General features: G+C 44.9%; 11 protein-coding genes. 10 read left to right on the top strand and 1 reads right to left on the bottom strand.

Translation table 11 applies throughout. The annotated features are described in order from the left end of the window. The first annotated feature begins 213 nt into the window (after positions 1–213). From gltB to R7P74_RS08690, 8 genes are all read left to right on the top strand, one after another. A complete protein-coding gene (gene gltB / locus R7P74_RS08725) occupies positions 214–4677 on the top strand; it encodes a glutamate synthase large subunit (RefSeq protein WP_318122809.1) in 4464 nt (1487 codons plus the stop codon). A gap of 20 nt (positions 4678–4697) precedes the next feature. Continuing rightward, a complete protein-coding gene (locus R7P74_RS08720; protein WP_005381833.1) occupies positions 4698–6110 on the top strand; it encodes an FAD-dependent oxidoreductase in 1413 nt (470 codons plus the stop codon). A 91-nt stretch (positions 6111–6201) separates the two neighbouring features. Then, complete coding sequence (locus tag R7P74_RS08715; protein ID WP_025768418.1) at positions 6202–6630, top strand: DUF1499 domain-containing protein; 429 nt, start codon at positions 6202–6204, stop codon at positions 6628–6630. A 63-nt stretch (positions 6631–6693) separates the two neighbouring features. Next, positions 6694–7389 (top strand): 5'-methylthioadenosine/S-adenosylhomocysteine nucleosidase, encoded by a 696-nt coding sequence (gene mtnN, locus R7P74_RS08710; protein WP_005381837.1) that lies wholly within the window; start codon positions 6694–6696, stop codon positions 7387–7389. An 11-nt stretch (positions 7390–7400) separates the two neighbouring features. Continuing rightward, positions 7401–8354 carry a cobalamin biosynthesis family protein gene (locus R7P74_RS08705; protein ID WP_025768417.1) on the top strand — a complete coding sequence of 318 codons (954 nt, stop codon included), beginning with the start codon at positions 7401–7403 and terminating at the stop codon, positions 8352–8354. Next, a complete protein-coding gene (gene btuF / locus R7P74_RS08700) occupies positions 8354–9175 on the top strand; it encodes a vitamin B12 ABC transporter substrate-binding protein BtuF (RefSeq protein ID WP_025768416.1) in 822 nt (273 codons plus the stop codon). Before R7P74_RS08705 ends, btuF begins: the two co-directional genes overlap by 1 nt. A gap of 69 nt (positions 9176–9244) precedes the next feature. Beyond that, positions 9245–9865 carry a TRIC cation channel family protein gene (locus R7P74_RS08695; protein WP_005387377.1) on the top strand — a complete coding sequence of 207 codons (621 nt, stop codon included), beginning with the start codon at positions 9245–9247 and terminating at the stop codon, positions 9863–9865. A 128-nt stretch (positions 9866–9993) separates the two neighbouring features. After that, positions 9994–10848: a LysR family transcriptional regulator gene (locus R7P74_RS08690; RefSeq protein WP_017821479.1), complete on the top strand. Its 855-nt coding sequence runs from the start codon at positions 9994–9996 to the stop codon at positions 10846–10848. Here R7P74_RS08690 and R7P74_RS08685 read toward each other — a convergent pair. Beyond that, on the bottom strand, positions 10790–11569 hold the full coding sequence (locus R7P74_RS08685; protein ID WP_318122808.1) for a TSUP family transporter: 780 nt from the start codon (positions 11567–11569) through the stop codon (positions 10790–10792). The two genes, R7P74_RS08690 and R7P74_RS08685, sit on opposite strands and share 59 nt — an antisense overlap. 304 nt (positions 11570–11873) lie before the next feature. On the opposite strand from R7P74_RS08685, the gene R7P74_RS08680 reads away from it, so the two are divergent. Then, positions 11874–12743, top strand: coding sequence for a hypothetical protein (locus R7P74_RS08680; RefSeq protein ID WP_017633622.1), 870 nt, complete (start codon positions 11874–11876; stop codon positions 12741–12743). Continuing rightward, positions 12740–13165: a hypothetical protein gene (locus R7P74_RS08675; protein WP_017633621.1), complete on the top strand. Its 426-nt coding sequence runs from the start codon at positions 12740–12742 to the stop codon at positions 13163–13165. Before R7P74_RS08680 ends, R7P74_RS08675 begins: the two co-directional genes overlap by 4 nt. Positions 13166–13454 lie beyond the last annotated feature (289 nt).

Here is a 13454-nt window from a genome sequence, read left to right as displayed (position 1 = left end):
GATGATCCACTAATAACTTGACCTTTTTTACAATAAGCTATAGCTTGTGAAGTTGATGAAAATAAAACACTCAAAAAATGTTAAATATTTCACAACTTTTACTGAATAATTATACATAAAGCTATAAAGATGACGCATAGTTAGTCATCGATATCAACGTAAGCAGTGTTGATATATCTGTCGGGATGACGGATAAGCAAAGGGAGAATTGCAATGGCTCTTTATGATCCAAGTCTTGAGAAAGACAACTGTGGATTTGGCTTGATCGCGCATATGGAAGGCGAACAAAGCCACAAGCTGGTACGTACAGCAATTTCTGCACTTGACCGCATGACTCACCGTGGTGGTATCGCCGCCGATGGTAAAACTGGTGATGGTTGTGGTCTTCTATTACAAAAGCCCGATTCCTATTTACGTCTTATTGCCGAAGAAAATGGTTTCAACCTTGGCAAGCAATACGCCGTAGGGATGATTTTCTTCAACCAAGATCCAGTCAAAGCTCAACTCGCTAAAGACATCGTCAACAAAGAACTGGCGCAAGAGACGCTAACTGTGGCTGGTTGGCGTGAAGTACCAACTAATTCAGAAGTACTCGGTCCAATTGCGGCCAACTCGCTTCCAAATATTCAGCAAGTCTTTGTCTCTGCACCGGCAGGTTGGCGCGAACGCGACATTGAACGTCGTCTCTACATCGCACGCCGTCGCATCGAGAAACAAATCACCGAAGATCCGGATTTCTACATCTGTAGCTTATCGACTCAAGTTTTGGTGTACAAAGGCCTATGCATGCCTGCGGACTTACCGCGCTTTTATCTTGATCTTGCCGATCTACGTATGGAATCTGCTATCTGTCTGTTCCACCAGCGTTTTTCTACCAACACTCAACCGCGTTGGCCATTAGCTCAACCGTTCCGCTACCTTGCTCATAATGGTGAGATCAATACCATTGAAGGTAACCGACAATGGGCACGCGCTCGTGCTTATAAGTTCTCGTCACCACTGCTGCCTGACCTGCAAACTGCAGCACCGTTTGTGAACGAGACAGGCTCAGACTCGTCTAGCTTAGATAATATGCTAGATCTCTTTTTAGCTGGCGGCATGGATATCTTCCGTGCCATGCGTATGCTCGTACCGCCAGCATGGCAAAACCACCCGGATATGGATCCGGATTTGCGTGCGTTTTACGATTTCAACTCCAAACACATGGAACCATGGGATGGCCCAGCAGGTATCGTACTGTCCGATGGTCGTTATGCTGCTTGTAACCTAGACCGAAACGGTCTACGTCCTGCGCGTTATATAATTACCAAAGACAAGCTGATCACTCTGGCATCTGAGGTAGGGATTTGGAATTACGCCCCAGATGAAGTTGCCAAAAAAGGTCGTGTAGGTCCGGGGGAATTGCTCGTCATCGACACTCGTAAAGGTAAGCTTTGGCAGTCTAGCGAGATCGATAATGACCTGAAATCTCGTCACCCTTATCGCGAATGGATGGAGAACAACGTTCGCAAACTAACACCGTTCTCTCAGCTGCCTGAAGATCAAGTAGGTGAGCGCAGCTTTGATGAAGACTTGCTTAAGACTTATCAAAAGCAGTTTGCCATGAGCAATGAAGAAGTCGATCAAGTATTGCGTGTCCTCGGTGATATGGGGCAAGAAGCCGTCGGTTCGATGGGTGATGACACCCCGATGGCGGTTCTTTCTTCGAAAGAGCGCTTGGTGACTGATTACTTCCGTCAGAAGTTCGCGCAGGTCACCAACCCACCAATCGATCCGCTGCGTGAGAAACACGTCATGTCGCTGGCGACCAGCATCGGCCAAGAGATGAACGTCTTCTGTGAAACCGATGGCCACGCGCATCGTGTAACCTTTGATTCTCCAGTACTGCTCTATTCAGACATGCAGCAACTACTAGAGCTGAGTGACGATCATTACCGTAATACCATTCTCGATATCAACTACGATCCACAACAGAAAGATCTCAAACAAGCCATTGATGATCTGTGTGAGCAAGCAGAGCAAGTCGTTCGTGAAGGCACGGTTTTAGTGGTTCTTTCGGACAGAGCCTTGATCAAAGGTAAGTTACCAATTCCGGCAGCAATGGCAGTCGGCGCCGTTCAAACTCGTCTGATTGACGCGAACTTACGTTGCGATGCCAACATTGTTGTCGAAACCGCAACAGCCCGTGATCCACACCAATTTTCCGTCTTGCTTGGTTTTGGTGCCACTGCGGTTTACCCATACCTTGCTTATGAAGCGTTAGGTAAACTGATTGATGATAAAGCACTAGAGAAAGACTACCGCGATGTGATGCAAAACTACCAATACGGCATCAACAAAGGCCTGTACAAGATCATGTCGAAAATGGGGATCTCAACCATCGCCTCTTACCGCTGCTCACAACTGTTTGAAGCAGTTGGCTTGAGCCAAGATGTGGTCGATCTGTGTTTTAAAGGCGTCACAACTCGAATTGAAGGCGCGAATTTTGACGACTTCCAGCAAGATCTTACAAACTTATCTCGTAAAGCATGGGCGAAACGCAAATCGATTGATCATGGCGGCTTGTTAAAGTACGTCCATGGAGGTGAGTATCATGCTTACAACCCGGATGTCGTCGGCACGCTGCAACAGGCCGTTAAATCTGGCGAAAGTAACGACTATCAGAGCTTTGCTAAGCAGGTAAACCAACGCCCTGTTGCCATGCTGCGTGACTTAATGTCGCTGAAAAAATCAGACTCACCGCTGCCACTTGAGCAAATAGAACCACGCACTGAACTGTTCAAACGCTTTGACTCAGCGGCAATGTCCATTGGCGCACTTAGCCCAGAAGCGCATGAAGCACTTGCAACGGCGATGAACCGTCTTGGTGGTTACTCTAACTCGGGTGAAGGCGGTGAAGATCCTCGCCGTTTCGGTACTGAGCGTAACTCACGTATCAAACAGATTGCTTCTGGCCGATTTGGTGTAACGCCGCATTACCTAACTAATGCGGATGTACTACAAATCAAGGTGGCACAAGGTGCGAAACCGGGTGAAGGTGGACAGCTACCAGGACACAAAGTCACCGCAGAAATCGCAAAACTGCGTTATTCGGTACAAGGCGTGACTCTGATCTCCCCTCCTCCGCACCACGATATCTATTCGATTGAAGATTTGGCCCAGCTGATCTTCGACCTTAAACAAGTCAACCCGAATGCGCTGGTTTCGGTAAAACTCGTCTCCGAGCCAGGTGTCGGCACCATCGCAACGGGCGTAGCCAAGGCTTACGCTGATCTTATTACCATTTCGGGTTACGACGGTGGTACCGCAGCAAGCCCATTAACTTCGGTAAAATACGCTGGTAGCCCTTGGGAGTTGGGGTTGGCAGAAACACAACAAGCACTGGTAGCTAATGGTCTGCGTCATAAGATCCGCCTACAGGTAGACGGTGGTCTAAAGACTGGTTTAGACGTAGTTAAAGCCGCAATTTTAGGTGCAGAAAGCTTCGGTTTTGGTACTGCGCCAATGGTCGCTATGGGTTGTAAGTTCCTACGAATTTGTCACCTCAACAACTGTGCAACTGGGGTTGCGACTCAAGACGAGACACTGCGTAAAGAATACTTCAAAGGTCTACCAGAAATGGTGATGAATTACTTCATCGGCCTGGCAGACGAAGTGCGCGGATTACTCGCAGAACTTGGCGTTGAAAAGCTGACGGACTTGATTGGTCGTACCGATTTACTTGAGGCAGTAGAGGGATTTACAGCGAAACAGACCAAGCTGGATCTATCCAATATTCTAGAAGCTCCAGTATCACCTGAGGGTCATCCGCTATTTTGGACAGAGCCAAACAAACCGTTTGATAAAGCTGAGCTCAACCAAAAGATCATTGATGATGCCATGCATGCGGTCGAAAACGGTCAATCGGCAAGTTTCTTCTACAATGTCATCAACACTGATCGTTCTGTTGGTGCACGCTTATCTGGCGAAATAGCAAAACGCTATGGCAACCAAGGATTGGCGGCTTCCCCTATCAAAATCTATCTTGACGGCACCGCAGGTCAGTCCTTTGGTGTTTGGAACGCAGGTGGTGTAGAGCTTTACCTCACGGGCGATGCGAACGACTACGTGGGCAAAGGCATGGCGGGTGGTAAAGTGGTTATCAAACCTCACCTTGGCACCGCATTTAAATGCAATGAAGCAACTATCATTGGTAACACCTGCCTGTACGGCGCGACCGGCGGTAAACTATTTGCAGCCGGTAAAGCAGGTGAGCGTTTCGGCGTACGAAACTCAGGTACGATAGCCGTCATTGAAGGTGCTGGCGATAACGCTTGTGAGTACATGACTGGCGGTATTGTTGCCATTCTTGGTGCGACAGGTGTGAACTTTGGCGCGGGTATGACTGGAGGCTTTGCCTATGTTCTGGATGAGAACCAAAGCTTTGAAGGTCGAGTTAATACTGAGTCTGTCGAAGCCATCTCATTGTCCGATCTTTACATCCACCAAGAACATTTGCGTGGCCTAATTGCGGAACACCTTGAAGAAACAGGGTCGAGTCATGCAGAAAATATTTTGGCGAACTTTGATGAATGGATTCCAAAGTTCTATTTGGTGAAACCACAAGCGGCAGATCTTCGCACGCTACTTGGTCACCAGAGCCGCAGTGCCGCAGAGCTGCGTGTTCAAGCACAGTAATCATGGAGGATGTTTGAATCATGAGCCAGAACGTTTATCAATTTATCGATGTGCAGCGTGTAGATCCTGCGAAAAAGCCTATAAAAGTTCGTAAGATCGAGTTCGTTGAAATCTATGAACCGTTCACTAAACAACAGGCGACTGCACAAGCGGATCGCTGCTTAGATTGTGGCAACCCATATTGTGAATGGAAATGCCCAGTCCACAACTACATCCCTCAATGGTTAAAACTTGCCAATGAAGGTCGTATTCTTGAAGCGGTTGAACTATCGCATCAAACCAATAGCCTACCGGAAGTATGTGGGCGCGTTTGTCCTCAAGACCGCCTATGTGAAGGTTCATGCACGCTTAATGATGACTTTGGTGCCGTCACCATCGGTAACATAGAAAAGTACATTACCGACAAAGCGTTTGAAATGGGCTGGAAGCCAGATATGTCCAAGGTGGAGTGGACCGATAAAAAGGTTGCAATCATTGGAGCAGGCCCAGCTGGCTTGGCTGCCGCGGATATCCTAGTGCGCAATGGCGTTAAGCCAGTCGTGTTTGACCGCTACCCTGAAATTGGAGGCCTTCTGACCTTCGGTATTCCTTCCTTCAAGCTTGAAAAAGGCGTGATGGAAAACCGCCGCCGTGTGTTCACTGAAATGGGCGTCGAGTTCCGCATGAACATGGAAGTAGGCAAAGATGTCCAAATGCAAGAGCTGCTTGATGAATACGATGCTGTTTTCTTGGGCGTTGGCACCTATAAATACATGCGTGCAGGTCTAGATAATGAAGATGCGCCGGGTGTGTATGACGCGCTGCCATTTTTAGTTTCGAACACCTACAAAGTCATGGATCTTGAGAGTAACCAACCCTTTATCGATATGGCAGGAAAGAAAGTCGTCGTACTGGGTGGTGGTGATACAGCAATGGACTGCGTTCGTACCTCAATTCGCCAAGGTGCCTCCAACGTAGTTTGTGCTTATCGTCGTGATGAGGCCAACATGCCGGGCTCTCGTCGCGAGGTAAAAAACGCAAAGGAAGAAGGCGTGAAGTTCATGTTCAACCTTCAGCCTTTGGGAGTTGAAGTGGATGCGTCAGGCAAAGTCTCGGGGGTCAAAGTGGTGAAAACCGCACTTGGTGAACCTGATGAAGCGGGTCGCCGACGTCCAGAGCCCGTTGAAGGCAGCGAGCACGTTCTACCAGCAGACGTTGTTATCATGGCGTTTGGTTTCCAGCCGCACAAAATGGACTGGTTAGCACCGTTTGATGTCGATTTGGATCAATGGGGTCGTATCAAAGCCCCAGCTAAGCAAGAGTTCCAGTTCCAGACCAGCAACGAAAAGATCTTCGCGGGTGGCGATGCGGTACGAGGTTCTGATCTTGTCGTAACCGCAATTGATGAAGGACGAAAAGCGGCAGAAGGCATTCTCGATTACCTCGAAGTTTAATCACTGTTAACGTCTCAAAAAGGATCCTACTATTGGATCCTTTTTTCTTTTATTACATATAATTAAATTCCTATGATAAGGGATAAAACCAATGAAAAAAGCCGCTCTCCTTTCCATTACTTTGCTCGGCTTAACCGCTTGTAGCCAAGGAGTCACAACCATGACGGATCGTTCTCAATCACCTTGTGGTGACAAACCAAACTGCGTCTCCACCCAAGACACGCGAGAAAAATACAACCTAACGCCATTCATCTTAGTGGATTCAGCGAACATCGACGCTATTGAGCAAGTTGCGCTTGAACTGCCAGGCGCGAAAACCGCGGTGAAAGAAAGCAACTACCTTCGTATCGAGTGCACATCTAAAATCATGCGCTTCGTGGATGACCTCGAACTAAAAATAGCAGGAGACCAACTGATTGTGCGCTCGGAATCTCGTGTGGGCTACTCTGATTTTGGCGTAAACAGAAAGCGCGCCGATCAATTACGAGAAAAGCTCACTCAAGCTAAGCTCATCAAATAGAAAACTGCCAACGGGGAGTGCTATACTCTCGGCCAACTAAAATATTTACCTAAAGAGAGTGTTATGAAAGTTGGTATCATCGGTGCGATGGAACAAGAAGTGACCATCCTGAAGCAAGCAATTACAAACTGCAAAACTGTAAATAAAGCAGGTTGTACGTTTTTCTCTGGTCAAATTAACGATGTTGAAGTCGTCGTACTACAATCGGGCATCGGTAAAGTTGCAGCGGCAGTGGGCACGACAATCCTTCTTGATGAATACCAACCAGACGTTGTGATTAACACAGGCTCTGCTGGCGGTTTCGATTCAAGCTTAAACCTTGGCGATGTAGTTATCTCTACAGAAGTTCGTCATCACGATGCAGACGTAACCGCTTTTGGTTATGAGATTGGCCAAATGGCCGGTCAACCAGCTGCATTCAAAGCGGATGACAAGCTAATGGACTTAGCCGAAAAAGCCCTAGCACAAATGGAAAACACTCATGCGGTTCGCGGCCTAATTTGTACTGGCGATGCGTTTGTTTGTACTGCTGAGCGTCAAGAGTTTATTCGTAAACACTTCCCGTCAGTTATCGCTGTAGAAATGGAAGCATCTGCTATCGCTCAAACTTGTCACCAATTCAACACACCGTTTGTTGTTGTGCGTGCAATCTCTGATGTCGCTGATAAAGAATCACCAATGAGCTTTGATGAGTTCCTGCCTCTAGCAGCAAAAAGCTCTTCCGAAATGGTATTCAAAATGCTGGAACTCATTAAGTAAACGACTCATTCATGGAAGAAGTTTTTCAGTCATTTTATGCCAACGGTGCGCTCCTCATTATGTGGGGTGCACTGATCTTGCACCTTTTAGTGCCAATCCCCCATTCAGCGCACCCCATCACTTTATGGCGAAAGCTAGCAGAGCAGCTAGCTAACAAAGTGAACAATAATCACAATTACTCACAGAGTGTAATCTCAGGCAGTCTTGCATTAGGCTTGATGCTGTTTCCTTGCTTGATATTACTGATTGCAGTAAAGCCATTTGTTTGGCAAATCCCTTTATATGAACTGGTTCTATTGATCCTTGCGCTAGACTGGCGCAACAGCGAAACGTTAACGAAACAGCTCGTCACAAGTATCTCTTCGGAAGACAAAGCCCAATGTCGAGCATTACTGCAACCATATCTTAATCGCGATACTGGTAGCCTCTCGCTCGTTGGCATAGGTAAAGCTGGCTCAGAAACCCTGATTATGGCATACAGCCGCAACGTGATCGGTGTGCTATTTTGGTACGCACTAACAGGTGGTATTGGTGCGTTAATGTATCGACTCACAACAGAATTAGCGCGAGTGTGGTCCCCTAGCCGACGCCAATATTTGCCCTTTGGTAAACCTGTGGTTCAACTGGTTGCTACTCTGGATATTATTCCACTTCGTCTCTTTGCCATACTTTTAGCTGCCGGAAAGAATACAAGTAATGTGCTCTCTGGAATACAACAGCAAGCGAAGTCTTGGCCCTTACCAGGACCTAGTTGGGTGTTATGTACTATCGGACACAAACTACAACTGTCTTTATGCGGCCCTGCTATCTATCAAGGTGTGCGTGCAGAGCGCGCAAAAATCGGTGGGCGCATTGCGCCATCGGCTATTCACCTTTCACAAATACATACGCTGCTCGTTTGGCGCGTCCTGGCTTGGATCGCAATCCAAAGTTTGCTTTTAGGAATAATTTATCAAGGATTATGATGAATAAATTATGCTTCGCATTAACGCTGTTTGTTTCGACAGCGACCGTCGCTCAACCCGCTCAACGCATTATAAGTTTAGCTCCACATGCCACCGAAATTGCCTTTGCTGCAGGGCTAGGAGACCAGCTTGTTGCTGTCAGCGAAATGAGCGATTATCCAGAACAGGCAAAGCAGCTAGAAAGAGTCTCAAATTATCAAGGAATTAAATTAGAGCGCATTATTGCTCTTCAACCGGACTTAGTGATTGCTTGGCCAGCCGGAAACCCCGCTAAAGAGTTGGAGAAAATTAAACAGTTCGGTATTCCTATCTATTACTCCACTACAGGTTCATTAGAAGATATCGCCAATAATATCGAGCAACTCAGCCAATACAGCGAAACTCCACAAGTAGGAAAAAAGGCCGCTGAAGATTTTAGAACGCAGCTGAGTACACTAAAAGAACAGTACAACACGAACGAGAAAGTTCGTTACTTTTATCAGTTGAGTGAAAAGCCTATCATCACTGTCGCTGGAAAGAACTGGCCAAGTGAAGTCTTTACTTTTTGCGGTGGTGAGAACATTTTCGCCGCATCCAGCGCGCCTTATCCTCAAGTTAGCATCGAGCAAGTCATTACTCGCCAGCCAGAGGTTATTTTTACTTCTCGTCACGCAATGAGTAACGATGGTATGTGGGCTGAGTGGAGTAATGAGCTTCTTGCCCTTAAAAACAAACACATCTGGTCCCTAAACTCTGATTGGATTAACCGTCCGACACCACGCACATTGAACGCGATCAAGGAAGTGTGTGAGCACTTTAAAAGCGTTCGTCAAAAACGCTAACGATTTCGTGGCAAATACCGTACAATTTCCGACCATTTTTTCTCACACTATTTAAAGGTACTAAGTAACATGGACTCCATGCTGCTTTATATGATCGATTTGTTCGGTACCGCTGTTTTCGCTATCTCTGGCGTATTACTGGCTGGCCGTTTAAAAATGGATCCATTCGGCGTTATCGTACTCGGCAGTGTGACTGCTATAGGTGGCGGAACAATCCGAGACATGGCGCTTGGTGCCACTCCCGTATTTTGGATAACAGATACGACTTACTTATGGGTGATATTTGTTACGTGTCTACTAACCATGCTTGTTATTCGAAGACCCAAGCGACTCTCATGGTGGGTATTACCCGTTTGTGATGCCATCGGTCTCGCTGTATTTGTAGGAATAGGAGTAGAAAAGGCACTCGCCTACAATGCTTCTGGGATGGTCGCGGTGATAATGGGGGTTATTACTGGCTGTGGCGGTGGCATTATACGAGACGTGCTGGCTCGCGAAGTTCCTATGGTATTAAGAAGTGAAGTCTATGCTACGGCATGTATTATTGGCGGCATCTTCCATACGATGGCGGTAAACATGGGTTATGACCACTCAACGGCTTTGCTCGCTGGTGTAATCTCAACGCTCATTATACGTCTCGGTGCGATTCGTTGGCATCTATCCCTGCCAACTTTCGCCATTAACCGTTAAACACCAACAACATCACTCATCATGGAGTCGACCAAGTGTCGGCTCCTCTCATTTATGCTCATTTGATTCGCCAATTCTTGGGCAATTCGCTAAATTATCTCAACCATTCCTAACTTTCATTAATCATTATGTTGCTTGAAGGTATTGAAACGTTACTTGTCCTCAGTAAAGAAAAAACCATGAGCCGCACGGGCAGTCAACTCTATATTAGTCAGTCTGCCGTGAGTAAACGTATTTCAAATCTAGAGAAGAAGTTAGGAAAAAAATTGATAGAGCCAAATGGTCGGCACATAAAGCTGACCTCCGATGGCCTTGCCCTCATAAACACAATAGAACCCACGTTCAATGAGTTAAGAGGTCAGATCTATGATCAACAACAAATAGAAGATACTTCTTTGATCAAGATAGACTGCTCTGAAACCTTAGTCGCTGGATACCTCAGCATGATCATGGCAGAACACTTTGCCCATGATCAGTACATACGAATATCGACCAATCATACGCCACGCATTATTGAGAATGTGAAATCAGGCAAAGCAACATTGGGATTTTGCGCTGGCTATCTACCACCTCATCATGGATTAATGAGCCTTCACCTCGCCGATGAACCTTTCTCAATTGTCAGCCGACATTCACTTTCACAACTACCTAAAGCTATTTTGACCAATGACCTAACTAACCCTGCCAACACATATCAACAAGCTATTTTATCCAAACACGGAATCGAACCTTTGATGGAAATGGATTCGTATACTGCGGCAGCACAACTGGCTTTGGGAGGTATGGCTCCTGCTTTAATCCCTAAATCTATCCTAACGACACTTAATATCACATCTAAGTTCTGCTATGACTTTGAAGAGCTAGATCAGTTAGTTCGACCAATACATATCTGCTTACGTCACAGCACATATCGTAGCGAACGAGTTAAAGCACTGACAGAATCCATTGCAGATGTTGTTGCCAAAGAAGTTTCGTTGCCATAAGCATCGACATTACTATAACAAGAGGACGAATCCATTTTTGCCCTTTACTTACCACGACCTTCGCCCCTAACTGAGCACCAAGAAAACCGCCAACAGCCATAGTTAAGCCAAGCTTCCACACTGGCAACCCAGCTAAGATAAAAAAGAGTAGTGCCGCTATGTTTGACGTGAAATTGAGGATTTTGGTTCTAGCTGTGGCTTCGACCAAAGAAAAGTGACCTAGTGCAACAAAACAAACAGTAAAAATAGATCCAGTCCCAGGGCCAAAAAAGCCATCATAGAAGCCAATCCCGCCACCAATGCATAGCGCAAACATCGCTTCAGATAACTTTGGTTCTCCATCGATTTTTCTCGTACTTGGCGCGAGTAAAAAATAGAGGGAAATGGCTATCAAAAGAACAGGGATCAAACTGGTGAGTACGCTAGCATCAATAAACTGCACAGCCTCGGCACCGATCGCTGCACCAATAAAAGTACAGAGTATCGCGAAACGCATTTCCTTTAGGCTGACAATACCGTTACGCACGAAATACCAGCTAGCAGAGAAACTGCCAAACGAACTTTGTAACTTATTGGTTGCTAGAGCTTGAGTCGGACTCAACCCCGCAGCCAAAAGCGCAGGGAGCGTAATGAGCCCTCCCCCACCAGCCATCGCATCAATAAAGCCTGCGGCAGTCGCAACCAAAAATAAGGCCAACAAAATCTCAACCGTGATTTCCACTACACTTCCTTTTTGAAGAGGTATCAAAGAGGAAGAAACGGTAGCACTTATTCACAAAACTACCAATGGAAAGTCAAGACACCAATCTATTCCTAATTTTCATAGAATTAATGCTTAAACTTGACTCCAAACTTTTATATAAAATTTAGTTGTCAGAAAGAATTGAATCACTGTCACAAATCTATTCCTGATAATGAGATCAAACGCTTACCTTTAAATATAAAACTAGACGAATATGAAAGTTCTGTTCAGCATGTAGAGTTTACATTGTCAGCTCTCAAGGCCCGATATCTGAGGAAAATACATGACTAGCAACTACCCTTTATCACGACATCAATCCTCAAAAAATAGTGGTAGTATAAGCACCTACCCACTTTATAAATCAAATCATCAACATCGAAATCAAGAAACCATTATCTTATCTATCGAGAGCTTCGATATCGTTGTCAAGAACAATGTAAAAGATAAAGCGAAATTAGAACGTTGGGAAAAGATAAAGGGAATGTTTGAAAATACAGCAAACTATTATGCTACAGGACAGGACTTAGTTTTTATAACCAACTTATCAAACTATTTGTACGGAAATAATAGCTCTGTTATCGTTAAAAATTATTCTGGAGCTCCACATATCATACTCACAGGCTCCCCTGCTATGCACTCAAAGCTTTCTGGATTAGGAAAATTTCTTCCCACTCCAACTGTGGCAAAGTTCGCTGTTGGACCAGAAGGGGCATTACAATCCATTAGAAGTGGGGGCATAATAACAATTATCTTAATATCCACATACAGAGTGATTGACTTTTTCCTCAATGACCGTCAAACCTTAGCCAAACTATTTGGTACTTTAGCTAGTGATATAATCACTATCGGGTTATCGTCAGCTGCAGCAGCTATATTTGTAAACTTTGCCGCAGCAGTGGGTGGCAGTGTTGTAACTTTAAGTGCTGGCCCATTATTAGGGGCTATTTTGATAAGCTCGGCTGTAGGTCTTTTATTGAATAGAGAAAATGATAAACGAGGTTTAACACAGAAGTTAATAGCCTCTATAGATATTTACTTAAAGCAAAGAGATATAGAAGCAAAGAGAAGAGCAAAAGAAGAATATAATGAGATTCAACGTAAAACTCAAAGCATGATTTTCTCGCAAGAAATACAGCGAGGTTTGTTACGATGAAAAAAGGGAGTTACGACCGAACGCAAGTGTTTTTTTATTTAATAATTTTATTAGCATCAGCAATATCACTGTTAATATATGGTTTTGATGGATTGTCAGACTTTTATCTTAACATCTATAATAATGAAAGTTATTCATCTTTTGATCAGGCTGATATTTTGATTATAGGCTCTAGTTTGATCTTATTTGAATGCTCTAGAATGTCCGTAAAAACATTAAAATCAAATAATTTCCTAACTAAAAGTGAGTTTAAAAGCTCTAGTAAGATATTCCTAACTATATCGGTAACTAGTTTTTTTCTTCTTTATCCCTCGCTACTAGCAGCAGATGTTTTTGCAAAAAGTAACGGATACTCTCTTGATACTGAAGAATCAACTTATAACTTAGTCTTAGAAAAAAGAACATATCGAAGCACTCCATAGTTAGTATGTCTTTAAGCTCGACACTGCTTATTTTAACTTTTTCTAATTACCTATCTGCTTAAAGAGTTATGGTCGGCTTAATACCTCAGTCCTACAGCATTAATTTTGTTGCAGCAAGTGGTAGTTCTATTGCTTCATCTTTGGGCACATTGCTTGCCATCATTAGCTTAATGATCTTCAAAAGCGAAGCATACCAATCGTTCCTAGCACACTTTAATGCTCTTCATTTTAGAAAAACCTCGATATAAAAAAGCCCGCTCAAATGAGCGGGCAATGAGGTTGTCATGTA

The sequence above is a fragment of the Vibrio sp. 2033 genome, from assembly GCF_033339735.1.
The sequence above is the reverse complement of the archived record's forward strand: the minus strand, read 5'-3'. Positions and strand labels throughout refer to the sequence as shown.

Bases quoted from the DNA above. Each gene is read 5' to 3' on its own strand.
- R7P74_RS08680 (WP_017633622.1), top strand. From the start codon at position 11,874: ATGACTAGCAACTACCCTTTATCACGACATCAATCCTCAAAAAATAGT.
- R7P74_RS08675 (WP_017633621.1), top strand. From the start codon at position 12,740: ATGAAAAAAGGGAGTTACGACCGAACGCAAGTGTTTTTTTATTTAATA.
- R7P74_RS08715 (WP_025768418.1), top strand. From the start codon at position 6,202: ATGAAAAAAGCCGCTCTCCTTTCCATTACTTTGCTCGGCTTAACCGCT.
- R7P74_RS08720 (WP_005381833.1), top strand. From the start codon at position 4,698: ATGAGCCAGAACGTTTATCAATTTATCGATGTGCAGCGTGTAGATCCT.
- R7P74_RS08695 (WP_005387377.1), top strand. From the start codon at position 9,245: ATGGACTCCATGCTGCTTTATATGATCGATTTGTTCGGTACCGCTGTT.
- mtnN (WP_005381837.1), top strand. From the start codon at position 6,694: ATGAAAGTTGGTATCATCGGTGCGATGGAACAAGAAGTGACCATCCTG.
- R7P74_RS08690 (WP_017821479.1), top strand. From the start codon at position 9,994: ATGTTGCTTGAAGGTATTGAAACGTTACTTGTCCTCAGTAAAGAAAAA.
- gltB (WP_318122809.1), top strand. From the start codon at position 214: ATGGCTCTTTATGATCCAAGTCTTGAGAAAGACAACTGTGGATTTGGC.
- R7P74_RS08705 (WP_025768417.1), top strand. From the start codon at position 7,401: ATGGAAGAAGTTTTTCAGTCATTTTATGCCAACGGTGCGCTCCTCATT.
- btuF (WP_025768416.1), top strand. From the start codon at position 8,354: ATGAATAAATTATGCTTCGCATTAACGCTGTTTGTTTCGACAGCGACC.